This is a genomic window from Streptomyces sp. Ru72 (genome assembly GCF_002920635.1).
Taxonomy (GTDB): Bacteria; Actinomycetota; Actinomycetes; order Streptomycetales; family Streptomycetaceae; genus Streptomyces.
The window spans coordinates 131,723-146,818 of the sequence record NZ_PQSR01000003.1 but is presented as its reverse complement, the minus strand read 5'-3'; the positions used below and the strand labels follow the sequence as shown (position 1 = coordinate 146,818).

Below are 15,096 nucleotides of genomic sequence, written 5' to 3'. Positions count from 1 at the left end.
GAAGATCACGGGGGCCTACGGTGCTCGCGGACCCATGCCCATCCCCGCGGAGGTCTCCCCCGTGCCCACGCCCGCCCGCCCGCCCGCGCGCCGCGAGCCGGTCCGCCGCTCCCCCGCCAAGCGGCCGCCCGTCCGGCCGCGGAAGCGCGGCTGGCCCGTGCGGATGACCACGACACTGTCGGTGGTGGTCCTGGTCGCGGCGGGCATCGGTCATGCGGTGATCACCAGCCTCGACAGCGGGATCTCCCGCATCGACCCCTTCAGGGACATGAAGAACCGTCCCGCGGCGGGGAACGGCATGAACGTCCTGCTGGTCGGCACCGACGGGCGCGACAGGATCACGGAGAGGGAGCGGCGGGCGTTCCACCTGGGCGGCGAGCCCTGCCACTGCACCGACACGATCATGATCGTGCACATCTCGGCGGACCGGGAGCGGGCGACCGTGGTCAGCCTGCCCCGCGACTCCTACGCGGAGGTGCCCGAGCACACCGACGAGGCGACAGGGCAGCGGCGCGCCACCCACCCGGTCCGGCTGAACGCGGCGTACGCGGAGGGCGGGCCGAACCTGACCGTGCGGACGGTCGAGGACATGACCCATCTGAAGATCGACCACTACCTGGAGGTCGACTTCATCAGCTTCATGAGGACGGTGGACGTCCTCGGCGGGGTACGGGTGTGCACCACACAGCCGCTGAAGGACACCTACACCGGGCTCGATCTGGGCGTGGGCACGCATCTGCTCGGCGGCGGGCAGGCGTTGCAGTACGTGCGGTCCCGGCACGTGGACGGCGCGTCCGACCTGGGGCGGATGCAGCGGCAGCAGAGGTTCCTGGCGGCGCTGATCGACCGGGCGACGTCGTCGGGTGTGCTGCTGAACCCGATGAGGCTCCGGGACGTGGCGCAGGCGGCGCTCGGGGCGGTGCGGGCGGATCAGGGGTTCGGGACGGACCAGTTGCTGGACCTGGGGCGGGCCATGCGGAACTTCTCGCCGCGGTCGTCGGAGTTCACGACCGTGCCGATCGGGCGGATGGAGTACGAGGTCAAGGGGCTGGGGTCGACGGTGAAGTGGGACGACGTGAAGGCGAAGGCGTTGTTCGACTCACTGCGGGAGGACCGGCCGCTCGCTCCTCACGAGTCGCGGCCGAAGGGGCAGGCGAAACCGGAGGCTCCCGGCCGGAAACCCGCGGCGGCGGAGGTGGAGGTGCCTCCGCAGCAGATCCAGGTGCGGGTGGAGAACGGCACGCTGACGGAGGGGCTCGGCAGGCGGGCGGACGACGGGCTCGCCGCCGCCGGGTTCCGCACCACGCGGCAGCCGGTGAACGCGGCGGAGCGCGGAGTGCGACGCACGGTCGTGATGTACGACCCGCGCTGGGACCGCTCGGCGAAGGTCCTGGAGGCGGCGTTGCCGGGGAGCGAGCTGCGGGCGGTGCCGGGGCAGGGGGCGACGCTGCGGGTGATCGTGGGGGCGGACTTCAAGGAGGTGCGGCCGGTGCGGGTGCGGACGCCGGAACCGAAGGCTTCGCCGACGCCGCAACAGGCGGTGGTGACCGGGGATCAGGTGGTGTGCCCGACGTAGAGGGCGCCGGGCGCGGAGACGGAACTACCGTGCGTCAGTCCTCGAACCCCTCCGCCGCCCTCTTCTCCCGTAGCTCCTTGATCGCTCGGCGACGGGCCAGGCGGTGGGTGCGGCGGATCTGGGCCTCCTGGTAGCGGCGCCTGTCCCGGTCCGTCTCCGGGATCACGGGCGGCACCGTGCGGGGCTTGCCGTCCGCGTCGACCGCGGCGAAGACCAGGTAGGCGGAGCCGACCTGGGTGGGCGGGGTGGACTCGTTCCAGCGTTCGGCCAGGACCCGTACGCCGACCTCCATCGACGTCCGGCCCGTCCAGTTGACCTGCGCCTTCACATGGACCAGGTCGCCGACCCGGACGGGCTCCAGGAACGCCATCTCGTCCATCGACGCCGTCACCGCGGGTCCGCCGCTGTGCCGGCCGGCCACCGCGCCCGCCGCGTCGTCGACGAGTTTCATGATCACGCCGCCGTGCACCGTACCCAGCAGGTTGGTGTCGTTGTGGGTCATGATGTGGCTGAGCGTGGTCCGGGACGCGGAGGTGGGCTTCCCGGGGAGTGCAGCCTCTGTTTCGCCCAGAATTTCTGGTTCCGGGGCGGGGGCCTGGTCTGTCATGGCCTCCACCTTATGCCGCGCCACGATCCGGAGACTTTGTGTCGGCTTCGCAACAGCCCTGACCCTGTTTTTCCTCGGCTCTTGTACGGCCCACAGCCCGACCCTGCACACTGGGGCGCATGAACGATTGGCCCGAGGGATGGTCCGACGACAGCCGCGGCAACCGCTACGGACGCGGCAGCACCAGCGCTCAGCCCGAGGGCGCGCGCGTGATGCGGCAGGTCCGGCGTACGCCCGGCGCACCGGGCGGCCCGCAGGCCGCGCCGCCGTACGGAGGGGTGCCGCAGCAGCCGACGTACGACGACCAGGGGTACGGCGGCTACGACAACGGCTATGACAGCGGTTACAACACCGGCCAGGTCTACGGCACCCCGCCCGGCAGACCCCACGGACCGGGCGGCGGCGGCCCCGGCGGCGGGGCGCGTCCCGCGCCCAACTGGCGCCGCCGGATCAAGTGGACCGCGATCACGCTGGTCACCGCGTTGGCGGTGACCTCGGTGGCCACCTACTTCTGGGCCGACTCCAAGCTCCACCGCGAGGTCGACCTCTCCAAGGTCATCGACCGGCCCGCTGCGGGCGAGGGCACCAACTACCTGATCGTCGGCTCCGACAGCCGCGCCGGCATGTCGGACGCGGACAAGGAGAAGCTGCACACCGGGTCCGCCGAGGGCAAGCGCACGGACACCATGATGATCCTGCACGTCGGCGACAACGGCGACACGCTGATCTCGCTGCCGCGCGACTCGGACGTCGAGATACCCACGTACAAGGGGTCCACGTCCGGCAAGGTCTACCAGGGCACCGGACGCCATGTGAAGCTGAACGCGGCCTACGCGGAGGACGGCCCGGAGCTGCTGGTCCGCACGATCGAGTACAACACCGGGCTGCGCATCGACCACTACGCGGAGATCGGCTTCGACGGCTTCGCGAACATCGTGGACGCGGTCGGCGGTGTCACGATCACGATCGACAAGGGCTTCAAGGACAAGTACTCGGGCGCCGACTTCAAGGCGGGCACGCAGAAACTGAACGGCGAGCAGGCCCTCGCCTTCGTCCGCACCCGGCACGCCTTCGCGCAGAGCGACCTGCAGCGCACCAAGAACCAGCAGAAGTTCCTGGCGGCGCTCGCCCACCAGGTCGCGACCCCCTCGACGGTTCTCAACCCGTTCAAGCTCTACCCGACGACGGGCGCCGGCCTGGACGCGCTGACCGTGGACAAGGACATGTCCCTGTGGGACCTGGCCTCCATGTTCTGGGCGATGAAGGGCGTCAACGGCGGCGACGGCAAGTCCATGAACATGCCGATCTCCGGCTCGGCCGGCGGCAACCTGCTGTGGGACAAGGCCAAGGTCAAGACGCTGGTCGACGAGCTGAAGAACGACCAGAGGGTGACGGTCTCCGGCAACTAGTGCGCCGAGGGACACGTTCGCCCTGTCGCGACGGCGGGCAGCATCGCGCGGGGAAGGGACTGGCGCCCTTCCCGCCTCACCGACCGAGCGGGGCGGGTCAGGACCCGTCCGGCTGGCACCGCGGGCACCACACCGTCCCGCGACCCGCGACACGCGAGCGACGCAAGGTCTCGCCGCAGCGCGGGCAGGCCGGGTACGGGTCGTCGCGGTGGCCGGTGAGCCAGGAGTCGCGCGGGGGCACGCAGCCGGCGGTGACCGCGGAGCGCAGGGTACGGCGCATGTGGGTGTGCAGGCGCCCAAGTTCGGCCTCGGTGAGGTCGCCGGCCCGGCGGGTGGGAGGAAGCCCGGCACGCCACAGGATCTCGTCGGCGAGCAGATTGCCCAGTCCGGCCAGGACGGATTGGTCCATGAGGACGCTCTTGACACGGCCGCGGCGTGAGGAGAGCGCGGCCTCGAACTCCTTGCCGTCCACCGCCATGGCGTCGGGGCCCTGGCGGCCCAGCAGCCGGGCGACGTCGCAGTCGTCGTCGGCCAGCCAGAGTCCCTGAAGCTTGCGCTGGTCGCGGTAGCGGAGCTGGCGGTGACCGCTCACGGTGAACAGGACGCGGTCGTGGGCCTCCACCGCATCGTCGGGACGCCCGCAGACGAGCCGGCCCGTCATGCCGAAGTGCAGCAGGAGCGTGGGACCGTCGCCGGTGCGGGCGAGCAGCCACTTCCCGTGCCGCTGCGGCGCGGTGAACCGCCGGCCCTCCAGCGCGTCCCGCAGCCGCCGCACGCCCACCCCGCGCAGGACGCCTGCGTCGCGCACGTCGACGCGTTGAACGACCCTGCCCTTCGCACAGGACTCGAGCACCTTCCGGAATCCCTCGACGTCTGGCAGCTCAGGCATGAGGAACGCCCTTCAGCCGGCCGTTGCCCGGCGCCCTGGGGGCGGCCGCCGCGAAGCGCCGCCCCCTTCCCTGACATCTCCTTCATTCCCCGTCGGCTTCATTCCCCGTCGGCGCCGTCCGGTCCCCACCTGCCATCTGCGCGCCTCCCGGCCCGATCACCCCCATGCGAACGGCCCCCGGCGATGCCGGGGGCCGAGGTGTCGGAGCGGGTGAAGGCGGTTTCCCGTCAGGGAAGGTTCCTTGCCATCACGATCCGCTGGACTTGGTTCGTGCCCTCATAAATCTGGGTGATCTTCGCGTCGCGCATCATGCGCTCGACCGGGTAGTCCCGGGTGTAGCCGTAGCCGCCGAGCAGCTGGACGGCGTCCGTGGTGACCTCCATGGCCACGTCCGAGGCGAAGCACTTGGCGGCGGCGCCCTGGAAGGTGAGGTCCGAGTCGCCGCGCTCGGACTTGGCGGCGGCCGCGTAGGTCAGCTGGCGGGCGGCCTCGATCTTCATCGCCATGTCGGCGAGCATGAACTGGATGCCCTGGAAGTCGGCGATCGGCTTGCCGAACTGCTTGCGCTCCTTGACGTAGTTCTTGGCGTAGTCGAAGGCCCCCTGCGCGACACCGAGGGCCTGGGCGGCGATGGTGATGCGGGTGTGGTCGAGAGTGCGCATGGCCGTGGCGAAGCCGGTGCCCTCCTCGCCGATCATGCGGTCGGCGGGAATGCGGACGTTGTCGAAGTAGACCTCGCGGGTGGGCGAGCCCTTGATGCCGAGCTTCTTCTCCGGGGCGCCGAAGGACACGCCGGGGTCCGACTTCTCGACGACGAAGGCGGATATCCCCTTGGAGCGCTTCTCGGGGTCGGTCACCGCCATGACCGTGTAGTACTCGGAGACGCCCGCGTTGGTGATCCAGCGCTTGACGCCGTTGAGCACCCAGTGGTCGCCGTCGCGCACGGCGCGCGTCTTCATGCCGGCCGCGTCCGAGCCCGCCTCCGGCTCGGAGAGGCAGTACGAGAACATCGCGTCACCCTTGGCCAGCGGCGCGAGGTACTTCTTCTTCAGCTCCTCGGACCCGGAGAGGATCACCGGCAGCGAGCCCAGCTTGTTCACGGCCGGGATGAGGGAGGAGGACACGCAGACGCGTGCGACCTCCTCGATCACGATGACGGTGGCGAGCGCGTCCGCGCCCGCGCCGCCGTACTCCTCCGGTACGTGCACCGCGTGCAGGTCGTTCGCGACCAGGGCCTCGAGCGCCTCCTGGGGGAAGCGGGCCTCCTCGTCCACCGCCGCGGCGTACGGCGCGATCTTCGCCTCGGCCAGCGAGCGGATGGCGTCACGGAGCATGTCGTGCTCTTCGGACGGGCGGTACAGGTCGAAGTCAGCCGATCCGGCCAAGGTGTCTCACGCTCCAGAAGACGCAGTGTCGGTGACGCTAATTACCGTTAAGTAACTGGAATTTTAGGGGGCCTCCCACGCGACGGGTACGTGAGCTTGGCGACAGCTGGGAAATTGCCCCGCGAAGCGCCCGGCTATGCTCGGGCACCGATTCGCCGCCCTACCCGTTCTGGAGCACCCATGAGCCTCAAGATCACCGTGATCGGCACCGGCTATCTCGGCGCGACGCACGCCGCGGCCATGGCCGAGCTGGGGTTCGAGGTGCTGGGTCTGGACGTCGTGCCCGAGAAGATCGAGATGCTGCAGCGGGGCGAGGTCCCGATGTACGAGCCCGGGCTCGAGGAGTTGCTGCTCAAGCACGTCGCGGGCGTCGAGGGCTCCAGCGGTCGGCTGCGCTTCACGATGGACTGGGCCGAGCTGGCCGAGTTCGGTGACGTCCACTTCCTGTGCGTGAACACCCCGCAGAAGCACGGCGAGTACGCCTGCGACATGTCGTACGTCGAGGCCGCGATCGCCTCCCTCGCCCCGCATCTGAGGGGCCCCGCGCTGGTCGTCGGCAAGTCGACCGTGCCCGTCGGCTCCGCGGACCGTCTCGCCGCGTACCTCGCCGAGCACGCGCCCGCCGGCGGGGACGCCGAACTGGCCTGGAACCCGGAGTTCCTGCGCGAGGGCTTCGCCGTGAAGGACACGCTGCACCCGGACCGGATCGTGGTCGGCGTGCGCAGCGAGCGCGCCGAGAAGCTGCTGCGCGAGGTGTACGCGACGCCTCTTTCCGAGGGCACGCCGTTCGTGGTGACCGACTTCCCGACCGCAGAGCTGGTGAAGACCGCCGCGAACTCTTTCCTCGCCACCAAGATCTCCTTCATCAACGCGATGGCGGAGGTGTGCGAGGCCGCGGACGCCGACGTGGCCAAGCTGGCGGAGGCCATCGGCTACGACGACCGGATCGGCAAGAAGTTCCTGCGGGCGGGGATCGGCTTCGGCGGCGGTTGCCTGCCGAAGGACATCCGGGCGTTCATGGCGCGCGCCGGCGAGCTGGGCGCCGACCAGGCGCTGACCTTCCTTCGCGAGATCGACTCCATCAACATGCGCCGGCGCGGCCAGATGGTGGAGATGGCGCGGGAGGCGCTGGGCGGCGGTCCGTTCCTCGGCAAGCGGGTCGCCGTGCTCGGCGCCACCTTCAAGCCGGACTCCGACGACGTCCGTGACTCGCCCGCGCTGAACGTCGCCGGGCAGATCCACCTGCAGGGCGGCCAGGTCACGGTCTACGACCCCAAGGGCATGGACAACGCCCGGCGGCTCTTCCCGACGCTCGGCTACGCCGACTCGGCGCGGGAGGCGGTCCGGGGCGCCGATGTCGTCCTGCACCTCACCGAGTGGCGTGAGTTCCGCGAGCTGGACGCGGCGGAGCTGGGCGAGGCGGTGACCTCCCGCATCCTCCTCGACGGCCGCAACGCGCTCGACCCGGAGGTCTGGCGCCGGGCCGGGTGGACGTACCGGGCGATGGGCCGCCCCACCGCATAGACGTACGGGTGACGCCGGTCCGGCCGAGGCTCAGTCGGCCGGACCGGCGTCCTGTTGCATTCTGCACCACCGAAACGGCGTCCGGCCGCCGAACTCTGGTGGATCACGCCTCTTTCGCCCGGTACCGCCGCATCTTCGCGCGCGCCCCGCACACCGCCATCGAGCACCAGCGGCCGCGTCCGGCCGGGCTGCGGTCGTAGTACGCCCAGTGGCAGGTCACGGCCTCACAGGCCTTCAGTCGGCCCCAGGTGCCCGCTGTCAGCGCCTCGGCGACGGCGACCGCCACGCGGGCGTGCAGAGAGTCGTCGGTGGGCGTCAGGCGGGCCGAGCCGTCGTGTTCGTCGACGGCCACGTACAGCGGGGCCCGCGCCAGCAGCCGGGTCAGCGGGGTCACCTCGCGGTGCGGGGGGTGGCCCGCGTGGGCGAGCAGCGCGGCCCGCAACGACTCGCGCAGTTCGCGGGCGCGCTCCAGCTCGGCCTCGGTGAGAGCGAAACGGGCCCGGCCCTCCACGGTGTCCAGCGAGTCGCTGCCCGACTCGATGTCCAGCGTGTTCACCAGGGCCTGCACGAGCTCCAGGCCTCCGGGCGCGGGCGATCTCTCACTCATGCCTGCGACGTTACCCCCAGCATCCAGTGATGCGGTAACCGAGGGCCGCGGCGTGTAGCTCTTGCATTGTTACCCCATGGACGGGAGCATGCAGTAACCGTTACTGGTTACTCGCCTCTATGAGTAACTCTGCTCCATCGGTAACCGCGATCTGGAGGAGGAAGTCATGGCTCTCGCCAAGCTCGGCCCCGTCGTCCTGGACTGCCCGGACCCGGGCGCGCTCGCCGCCTTCTACGCCGAGGTGCTCGGCGGCAGCGTCGAGGGGGACGGGGACTGGGTGGACCTGCGCGTGCCCGGCGGGCAGGCGCTGGCCTTCCAGGCGGCGCCCGGATTCGTACCGCCGAAGTGGCCCGCGCCCGACCACTCGCAGCAGTTCCACCTTGACCTGGTGGTGGAGGACCTGGACGCGGCGGAGAAGGGGGTGCTGGAGCTGGGCGCGAAGCCGCTCGACGCGGAGGACCGCTCGCGCAGCTTCCGCGTTTACGCGGACCCGGCCGGGCACCCGTTCTGTCTCTGCGCCGGCTGACGCCCAAGGAGGCCCCCATGCCCGCTGTGGCACGTTTCCGCAACGTGGTGATCGACTGCCCGGACCCCCGCGCGCTCGCCGAGTTCTACGCGCGCGTGGGCGGTGGCACGCCCAAGGCCGAGGACGAGGAGTGGGTCGTCCTGCGGATCCCCGACGGGCCGCGGATCGGCTTCCAGCGGGTGGAGGGCTACACCCCGCCGGAATGGCCGCGCGCGGACCGCAACCCGCAGCAGTTCCACCTCGACTTCGACGCGGGTTCCACCTGGGACGAGGTGGACGCTGCGCACGAGAAGGTGCTGGCGCTGGGCGCGCGACCGCTGGACGTGGAGGACCGGGAGAAGAAGGACTTCATGGTGTACGCCGACCCGGCGGGACACCCCTTCTGCCTGTGCCGGATCGAGCACACCTGAACCCGCCCGTTCCGCTGCCGGCCCGGCTGCCGAGAGCCGGGCCGGCAGGGCGGCGGATCGGGCGCGGTGGGGCGTACCGTCCCGCCCCGGACGGTCAGCCGTCGAGGTCCTCGATGGTCGCGTGGGACGGCGCGCGCGTGGTCTGCGCCTCGCGCGCCACGTCCTCGGCCGCGCCCAGCACCCGCACCGCGTTCTGCCAGGTCAGCTTCGCCAGGTCGGCCTTCGACCAGCCGCGGTCCAGCAGCTCCGCGATCAGGTTCGGGTAGCCCGAGACGTCGCCCAGGCCGTCCGGGGTGAAGGCCGTGCCGTCGTAGTCGCCGCCGATGCCGACGTGGTCGATGCCCGCCGCCTCGCGCATGTGGTCGAGGTGGTCGGCGACCGTCGCGACCGTGGCGACCGGGCGCGGGGTGCGCTCCTCGAAGGCGCGGTGGACCTTCATCGCCTCGGGGGTGGTGTCGAGGGGGTGCAGGCCGTGCGCGCGCATGTTGTCGTCCGCCGCGGCCGTCCAGTCGACGGCCGCCTGGAGGACGAACTTGGGCACGAAGGTCACCATCGCCACTCCACCGTTGGCGGGCAGACGTTCGAGGACGTCGTCGGGGATGTTGCGCGGGTGGTCGCACACCGCGCGGGCGGAGGAGTGGGAGAAGATCACCGGGGCTTCGGTGGTGTCCAGCGCGTCGCGCATCGTGGTCGCCGCCACGTGCGAGAGGTCGACGAGCATGCCGAGGCGGTTCATCTCCCGGACCACCTCGCGGCCGAAGTCCGACAGGCCGCCGACGCCCGGCTCGTCCGTCGCGGAGTCCGCCCACGCCACGTTGTCGTTGTGGGTGAGGGTCATGTAGCGCACACCGAGCGCGTACAGGCCGCGCAGCGTGCCGAGGGAGTTCGCGATGGAGTGGCCGCCCTCCGCGCCCATGAGGGAGGCGATCCGGCCGTCCTTGCGCGCCGTCTCCATGTCGGCGGCGGTCAGGGCCGGGGCCAGGTCCGCCGGGTAGCGGGCGAGCAGCTGCCGTACGCAGTCGATCTGTTCCAGCGTCGCGGGCACCGGGTCGGTCAGGTCGCACGGCACGTACACCGACCAGTACTGGGCGCCGACCCCGCCCTCGCGCAGCCGGGGCAGGTCGGTGTGCAGGCGGGCGTTCTGGTGCCGGGCGATGTCCAGGGCGTCGAGGTCGTAGCGGGCCTGTTTGCGCAGCGCCCAGGGAAGGTCGTTGTGCCCGTCGACGACCGGGAACTCCCGCATCCGCTGCAGGAGTTCCTCGTCGTGCGCGGCGAGGATGCGCGCCGCGAGCAGCCCGGCGTTGCGGGCGCCTGCGACGGACACGGTGGCCACGGGGACACCCGCCGGCATCTGCACGATCGACAGCAGCGAGTCCATGCCGTCGAGGTACTTCAGCGGGACCGGGACGCCGATGACGGGCAGCGGGGTGACGGAGGCGAGCATGCCGGGCAGATGGGCGGCGCCGCCGGCACCCGCGATGATCACCTTCAGACCGCGGTCCGCCGCCTGCTCGCCGTACGCGATCATCTCGCGCGGCATACGGTGCGCGGAGACGACGTCGACCTCGTACGCGATCTCGAACTCGTCGAGGGCCTTGGCCGCGGCCTCCATGACGGGCCAGTCGGAGTCCGACCCCATGACGATGCCAACAACAGGGCTCATTCGGTGATCGTGCCTCTCAGGTAGCCGGCTGCGTGACGGGCGCGCTCCAGCACGTCGTCGAGGTCGTCGCCGTAGGTGTTGACGTGGCCCACCTTGCGGCCGGGCTTCACGTCCTTGCCATACATGTGGATCTTGAGCTGCGGGTCGCGCGCCATGCAGTGCAGGTACGCCGAGTACATGTCGGGGTAGTCGCCGCCGAGGACGTTGACCATGACCGTCCACCTGGCGCGCGGGCGCGGGTCGCCGAGCGGGAGGTCGAGGACGGCCCGCACGTGGTTGGCGAACTGCGAGGTGATCGCGCCGTCCATCGACCAGTGGCCCGAGTTGTGCGGGCGCATCGCCAGCTCGTTGACCAGGATGCGGCCGTCACGGGTCTGGAACAGTTCCACGGCGAGGTGACCGACGACGCCCAGTTCCTTGGCGATGGTGAGCGCGAGCTGCTCGGCCTCGAGGGCCAGCTCGTCGTCCAGGTCGGGGGCCGGGGCGATCACGGTGTCGCAGACGCCGTCCACCTGCCGGGACTCCACGACCGGGTAGGCGACGGCCTGTCCGTGCGGCGAGCGCACGACGTTGGCGGCCAGCTCCCGGACGAAGTCGACCTTCTCCTCGGCGAGGACGGGGACGCCGGCGCGGAAGGGGTCTGCGGCCTCCTCGACGGAGTCCACCACCCACACGCCCTTGCCGTCGTAGCCGCCGCGGACGGTCTTCAGGACGACGGGGAAGCCGTCGCCCTCGGCGGCGAACGCGGCGACGTCCTCCGGGTCGCTGACGATCCGGTGCCGCGGGCACGGCACACCGATCGCGTCGAGTTTGGCGCGCATCACGCCCTTGTCCTGTGCGTGCACGAGCGCGTCCGGGCCGGGACGCACGGCGATGCCGTCCGCCTCCAGGGCCCGCAGATGCTCGGTGGGCACGTGCTCGTGATCGAAGGTGATCACGTCACAGCCCTGCGCGAAGGCACGCAGCGTCTCCAGGTCGCGGTAGTCGCCGACGACGACGTCGCCGACGACCTGTGCCGCGGAGTCCTGGGGTGTGTCACTGAGGAGCTTGAATTTGATGCCCAGCGGGATGCCTGCCTCGTGGGTCATACGAGCGAGCTGGCCACCGCCGACCATGCCGACTACCGGGAACGTCACGCCCCTAGGGTATCGGCCTGGCCAGGGAGGGCGGTTTCCGTCCCCGCGGAGGGCGTTTGGAGGGCCGTTTCCGAGGCACTTTCGAAGGGGTATGCGAAGAAAGACATGGGGCGATACCGGAACGAGGTCGAAGTGGCTTTCTTTCCGTCCTCATGTATGGTCCCCGGACATCGTTCACCGGCGCTCGTTAGCATGGCCGGGTCGACTGAGCCGTTCGGCGCTCTCCGCCGAGGGCCCTGCTGTCACCGAGCGGCACGAACGACACCGATGATGCGACCGAGTACGACCGACCCGACGGGGGCTGGCGACACCATGGGCAGTGGTTCCACAAGTCTGACGGACAGGCCCCAGGGCGCGGTGCGCCGGAAGTTCGACCGGATGCTGCGCGAGATCGCCAAGTTCGGCGCGGTCGGCGGGGCGGGACTGCTGGTCAACCTCCTGGTGTTCAACCTCGTGCGGAACGTCACGGGGCTCCAGGTGGTCCGGGCGAGCATCATCGCCACGGTCGTCGCCATCATCTTCAACTACATCGGCTTCCGCTACTTCACCTACCGGGACCGGGACAAGAGCGGGCGCACCCGCGAGATGACCCTGTTCCTGGTGTTCAGCGCGGCGGGACTGGTGATCGAGAACGGCGTGCTGTACCTGGCCACGTACGGGTTCGGCTGGGACAGCCCGCTGCAGAGCAACATCTTCAAGTTCCTCGGCATCGGCCTCGGGACGCTCTTCCGCTTCTGGTCGTACCGCACCTGGGTGTTCCGCACCATGCCGGCGGGGTCGGCGGTGGCGGGTGCCGAGTCGATACTCCAGGAGGCGGAGCAGCGTCGCCACGACGAGCACGCGAACCGCTGACCTGCGGCACCTCCCTGCCGCGGCCTGATCCGCACCCCGCCCGGCGTGACGCGGAGAAGCAGGTCCTGACCGTCCGCTCCACCGGGACTCCCGCTTCCCGGTTCACCTCACCGTGCGTTCCGGTTCCTCCGGTTCGGCGGCCACCTTCAGCGGGGTCCGGGACAGGAACAGGCCGAAGACCGGGGGCTTGGCCTGGAGCATCTCCAGACGGCCGCCGTCGGCCTCCGCGAGGTCACGCGCCACCGCCAGACCGATGCCGGTGGAGTTACGGCCGCTGATGGTGCGCTCGAAGATGCGGGAACCCAGCTCCGGCGGCACCCCCGGCCCCTCGTCCGTGACCTCCACGACCGCCTGGTTGCCGGTGACCCGGGTGCGCAGGGCGACCGTGCCGCCCCCGTGCATGAGCGAGTTCTCGATCAGTGCCGCCAGCACCTGGGCGACCGCCCCCGGCGTCCCCACCGCCCGCAGATGCCGTTTGCCGGAGCTGACGATCGCACGTCCCGCGCTGCGGTAGGCGGGTCGCCACTCGGCGAGCTGCTGCTGGATGACCTCGTCGAGGTCGAAGGAGACGGCGGAGCCGGTGCGCGGGTCACGGGCGTTCGTCAGCAGCCGCTCCACGACGTCCGTGAGCCGTTCCACCTGCGTCAGCGCGATCGTCGCCTCCTCCTTCACCGTGTCCGGGTCGTCCGTGAGCGTGATCTCCTCCAGCCGCATGGACAGCGCCGTCAGGGGCGTGCGCAGCTGGTGCGAGGCGTCGGCCGCAAGCCGCCGCTCAGCGGTCAGCATGCGGGCGATCCGCTCGGCGGAGGCGTCGAGGACGTCGGCGACCCGGTCCAGCTCCGGGACGCCGTACCGCTTGTGGCGCGGGCGCGGGTCGCCGGAGCCGAGGCGCTCGGCGGTCTCGGCGAGGTCGGTGAGCGGGGAGGCCAGACGGTTGGCCTGGCGCACCGCCAGCAGCACCGCCGCGATGATCGCGAGCAGTGCCACCAGGGCGATGATCAGCAGCGTACGGCCGACCTCACGCGTGACGGCGGAGCGGGGCTCCTCGACGCGGACGGTCTCCCCCTCCTCGCCCTTGGTCGTGGAGTGGATGACGTCACCGGCGGGCTGGTTGCCGACCCGGATGGTGGGCTGGCCGGGGATGTCGATCACCGCGTACCTGTCGCCGGTGACCTGGTCCTTGAAGACCGCGGCGCTGACCTTCTCGTCGCCGAGGATGCGGCTGTCCACGATGCTGGCCAGCCGCAGCGCCTCGGAGTCGACGCGCTCCTGGGCGCTGTTGCTGATCGTCCGGGTCTCGACGATCACGAGGGAGACGCCGAAGACCGCGATCACCACGAGGACGACGGCGAGGGTGGACTGGATGAGACGACGACGCACGGGGCCCTCCGGGCGGTGGCTTTACGACGACCAGTGTGCCCCCGAGCACGTCCGGGCCATGGGGCGGGGCCGCGCCCTGAAGGGGCGCGGGGAACTGAGCGACCAGCCACAGGAGACCCGCGGACGCGCACCGGCGCACAACGGCGTGACGCCCCGTGGCCGCCCCGAACCACACCGGATCCGGCGGCAGCGCCTAGTTCTTCTCGAACCGGAAGCCCACGCCCCGTACCGTCGCGATGTACCGCGGGTTCGCCGCGTCGTCGCCCAGCTTCTTGCGGAGCCAGGAGATGTGCATGTCCAGGGTCTTCGTGGACGACCACCACGTCGTGTCCCAGACCTCGCGCATCAGCTGGTCGCGCGTGACGACCCGGCCCGCGTCCCGCACCAGGACCCGGAGCAGGTCGAACTCCTTCGCGGTGAGCTGCAGCTCCTCGTCGCCCATCCACGCCCGGTGCGACTCCACGTCGATGCGCACGCCGTGCGTGGCGGGCGGCTGCGACGGCTCGGTGGCGCCGCGCCGCAGCAGGGCGCGGACCCGTGCGAGCAGTTCGGCGAGCCGGAACGGCTTGGTGACGTAGTCGTCGGCGCCCGCGTCGAGACCGACGACGGTGTCCACCTCGTCGGCCCGTGCGGTCAGGATCAGGATCGGGACGGTGTGGCCCTCGGCGCGCAGCCGGCGGGCCACCTCAAGACCGTCCATGCCGGGCAGCCCGAGGTCCAGCACGACCAGGTCGACGCCGCCCTGCATTCCGGCGTCGAGCGCGGTGGGTCCGTCCTCGCGCACCTCGACCTCGTAACCCTCCCGGCGCAGGGCACGGGCCAGCGGCTCCGAGATGGACGCGTCGTCCTCGGCGAGCAGTACACGGGTCATGGGGTGATGGTAGTCCGCCGAGCACAGGAGCAAAGGTGTGAGCGCGAGTGCGATGCGGCGACGAATTCTTACCTGGACCTGGGGCGATACCGCGGCGGTGCCGACCGTGACGCTCCGTGGTCACGCCTGCACCTCTTGGGGGCCATTTGGGTGTACACCTTCGAATGGGCGACCATGGTTCCGTAACTACCTGTGATCCATATCTCAAGTCCTTCCATATCCGGCCGTGCCGTGCCGTATGGTGAGGAGAACGCCTGTAGC

14 protein-coding genes are annotated in these 15,096 nt (G+C 70.8%); 6 read left to right on the top strand and 8 right to left on the bottom strand.

Annotated elements, in window-relative coordinates; translation table 11 throughout:
* The first annotated feature begins 34 nt into the window (after nt 1–34).
* Nucleotides 35–1,576 (top strand): LCP family protein, encoded by a 1,542-nt coding sequence (locus C3488_RS02815; RefSeq protein ID WP_103837676.1) that lies wholly within the window; start codon nt 35–37, stop codon nt 1,574–1,576.
* A 34-nt stretch (nt 1,577–1,610) separates the two neighbouring features.
* Here the strand turns inward: C3488_RS02815 and C3488_RS02810 are convergent, their stop codons facing one another.
* On the bottom strand, nt 1,611–2,183 hold the full coding sequence (locus tag C3488_RS02810) for an acyl-CoA thioesterase (RefSeq protein ID WP_181138855.1): 573 nt from the start codon (nt 2,181–2,183) through the stop codon (nt 1,611–1,613).
* 119 nt (nt 2,184–2,302) lie between these two features.
* Here C3488_RS02810 and C3488_RS02805 point away from each other — a divergent pair, with 119 nt between their 5' ends.
* Nucleotides 2,303–3,592, top strand: coding sequence for an LCP family protein (locus tag C3488_RS02805; protein ID WP_103837675.1), 1,290 nt, complete (start codon nt 2,303–2,305; stop codon nt 3,590–3,592).
* Nucleotides 3,593–3,689: 97 nt separating this feature from the next.
* On the opposite strand, the gene C3488_RS02800 is transcribed toward C3488_RS02805, so the two are convergent.
* Together C3488_RS02800 and C3488_RS02795 are read right to left on the bottom strand one after the other, a co-directional pair.
* Nucleotides 3,690–4,481 (bottom strand): Fpg/Nei family DNA glycosylase, encoded by a 792-nt coding sequence (locus C3488_RS02800; protein WP_103837674.1) that lies wholly within the window; start codon nt 4,479–4,481, stop codon nt 3,690–3,692.
* A 227-nt stretch (nt 4,482–4,708) separates the two neighbouring features.
* A complete protein-coding gene (locus tag C3488_RS02795) occupies nt 4,709–5,866 on the bottom strand; it encodes an acyl-CoA dehydrogenase (protein WP_103837673.1) in 1,158 nt (385 codons plus the stop codon).
* Nucleotides 5,867–6,046: 180 nt separating this feature from the next.
* Here C3488_RS02795 and C3488_RS02790 point away from each other — a divergent pair, with 180 nt between their 5' ends.
* Entirely contained in the window at nt 6,047–7,390 is a 1,344-nt protein-coding gene (locus tag C3488_RS02790; RefSeq protein WP_103837672.1) for a UDP-glucose/GDP-mannose dehydrogenase family protein, read from the top strand.
* A 103-nt stretch (nt 7,391–7,493) separates the two neighbouring features.
* Here C3488_RS02790 and C3488_RS02785 read toward each other — a convergent pair whose 3' ends face one another.
* Complete coding sequence (locus C3488_RS02785) at nt 7,494–7,997, bottom strand: CGNR zinc finger domain-containing protein (protein ID WP_103837671.1); 504 nt, start codon at nt 7,995–7,997, stop codon at nt 7,494–7,496.
* A gap of 166 nt (nt 7,998–8,163) precedes the next feature.
* Between C3488_RS02785 and C3488_RS02780 the strand changes: the two genes are divergently transcribed.
* Nucleotides 8,164–8,523: a VOC family protein gene (locus C3488_RS02780; RefSeq protein WP_103837670.1), complete on the top strand. Its 360-nt coding sequence runs from the start codon at nt 8,164–8,166 to the stop codon at nt 8,521–8,523.
* A gap of 17 nt (nt 8,524–8,540) precedes the next feature.
* Nucleotides 8,541–8,933, top strand: a complete 393-nt coding sequence (locus C3488_RS02775; RefSeq protein WP_103837669.1) for a VOC family protein — start codon at nt 8,541–8,543, stop codon at nt 8,931–8,933.
* A gap of 94 nt (nt 8,934–9,027) precedes the next feature.
* On the opposite strand, the gene purE is transcribed toward C3488_RS02775, so the two are convergent.
* On the bottom strand, nt 9,028–10,572 hold the full coding sequence (purE, locus tag C3488_RS02770) for a 5-(carboxyamino)imidazole ribonucleotide mutase (protein ID WP_103837668.1): 1,545 nt from the start codon (nt 10,570–10,572) through the stop codon (nt 9,028–9,030).
* Nucleotides 10,573–10,592: 20 nt separating this feature from the next.
* A complete protein-coding gene (locus C3488_RS02765) occupies nt 10,593–11,732 on the bottom strand; it encodes a 5-(carboxyamino)imidazole ribonucleotide synthase (RefSeq protein ID WP_103837667.1) in 1,140 nt (379 codons plus the stop codon).
* 312 nt (nt 11,733–12,044) lie between these two features.
* Between C3488_RS02765 and C3488_RS02760 the strand changes: the two genes are divergently transcribed.
* Nucleotides 12,045–12,584: a GtrA family protein gene (locus tag C3488_RS02760; protein WP_103837666.1), complete on the top strand. Its 540-nt coding sequence runs from the start codon at nt 12,045–12,047 to the stop codon at nt 12,582–12,584.
* 102 nt (nt 12,585–12,686) lie between these two features.
* Here the strand turns inward: C3488_RS02760 and C3488_RS02755 are convergent, their stop codons facing one another.
* Entirely contained in the window at nt 12,687–13,964 is a 1,278-nt protein-coding gene (locus tag C3488_RS02755) for an ATP-binding protein (protein ID WP_103837665.1), read from the bottom strand.
* Nucleotides 13,965–14,157: 193 nt separating this feature from the next.
* A complete protein-coding gene (locus C3488_RS02750; RefSeq protein ID WP_103837664.1) occupies nt 14,158–14,835 on the bottom strand; it encodes a response regulator transcription factor in 678 nt (225 codons plus the stop codon).
* Nucleotides 14,836–15,096 lie beyond the last annotated feature (261 nt).

What these genes read in the sequence shown, in the direction of transcription:
- C3488_RS02815 (WP_103837676.1), top strand. Translation starts at nt 35, where the DNA reads ATGCCCATCCCCGCGGAGGTCTCCCCCGTGCCCACGCCCGCCCGCCCG.
- C3488_RS02810 (WP_181138855.1), bottom strand. Translation starts at nt 2,183, where the DNA reads ATGACAGACCAGGCCCCCGCCCCGGAACCAGAAATTCTGGGCGAAACA.
- C3488_RS02805 (WP_103837675.1), top strand. Translation starts at nt 2,303, where the DNA reads ATGAACGATTGGCCCGAGGGATGGTCCGACGACAGCCGCGGCAACCGC.
- C3488_RS02800 (WP_103837674.1), bottom strand. Translation starts at nt 4,481, where the DNA reads ATGCCTGAGCTGCCAGACGTCGAGGGATTCCGGAAGGTGCTCGAGTCC.
- C3488_RS02790 (WP_103837672.1), top strand. Translation starts at nt 6,047, where the DNA reads ATGAGCCTCAAGATCACCGTGATCGGCACCGGCTATCTCGGCGCGACG.
- C3488_RS02785 (WP_103837671.1), bottom strand. Translation starts at nt 7,997, where the DNA reads ATGAGTGAGAGATCGCCCGCGCCCGGAGGCCTGGAGCTCGTGCAGGCC.
- C3488_RS02780 (WP_103837670.1), top strand. Translation starts at nt 8,164, where the DNA reads ATGGCTCTCGCCAAGCTCGGCCCCGTCGTCCTGGACTGCCCGGACCCG.
- C3488_RS02775 (WP_103837669.1), top strand. Translation starts at nt 8,541, where the DNA reads ATGCCCGCTGTGGCACGTTTCCGCAACGTGGTGATCGACTGCCCGGAC.
- purE (WP_103837668.1), bottom strand. Translation starts at nt 10,572, where the DNA reads ATGGGGTCGGACTCCGACTGGCCCGTCATGGAGGCCGCGGCCAAGGCC.
- C3488_RS02760 (WP_103837666.1), top strand. Translation starts at nt 12,045, where the DNA reads ATGGGCAGTGGTTCCACAAGTCTGACGGACAGGCCCCAGGGCGCGGTG.
- C3488_RS02750 (WP_103837664.1), bottom strand. Translation starts at nt 14,835, where the DNA reads ATGACCCGTGTACTGCTCGCCGAGGACGACGCGTCCATCTCGGAGCCG.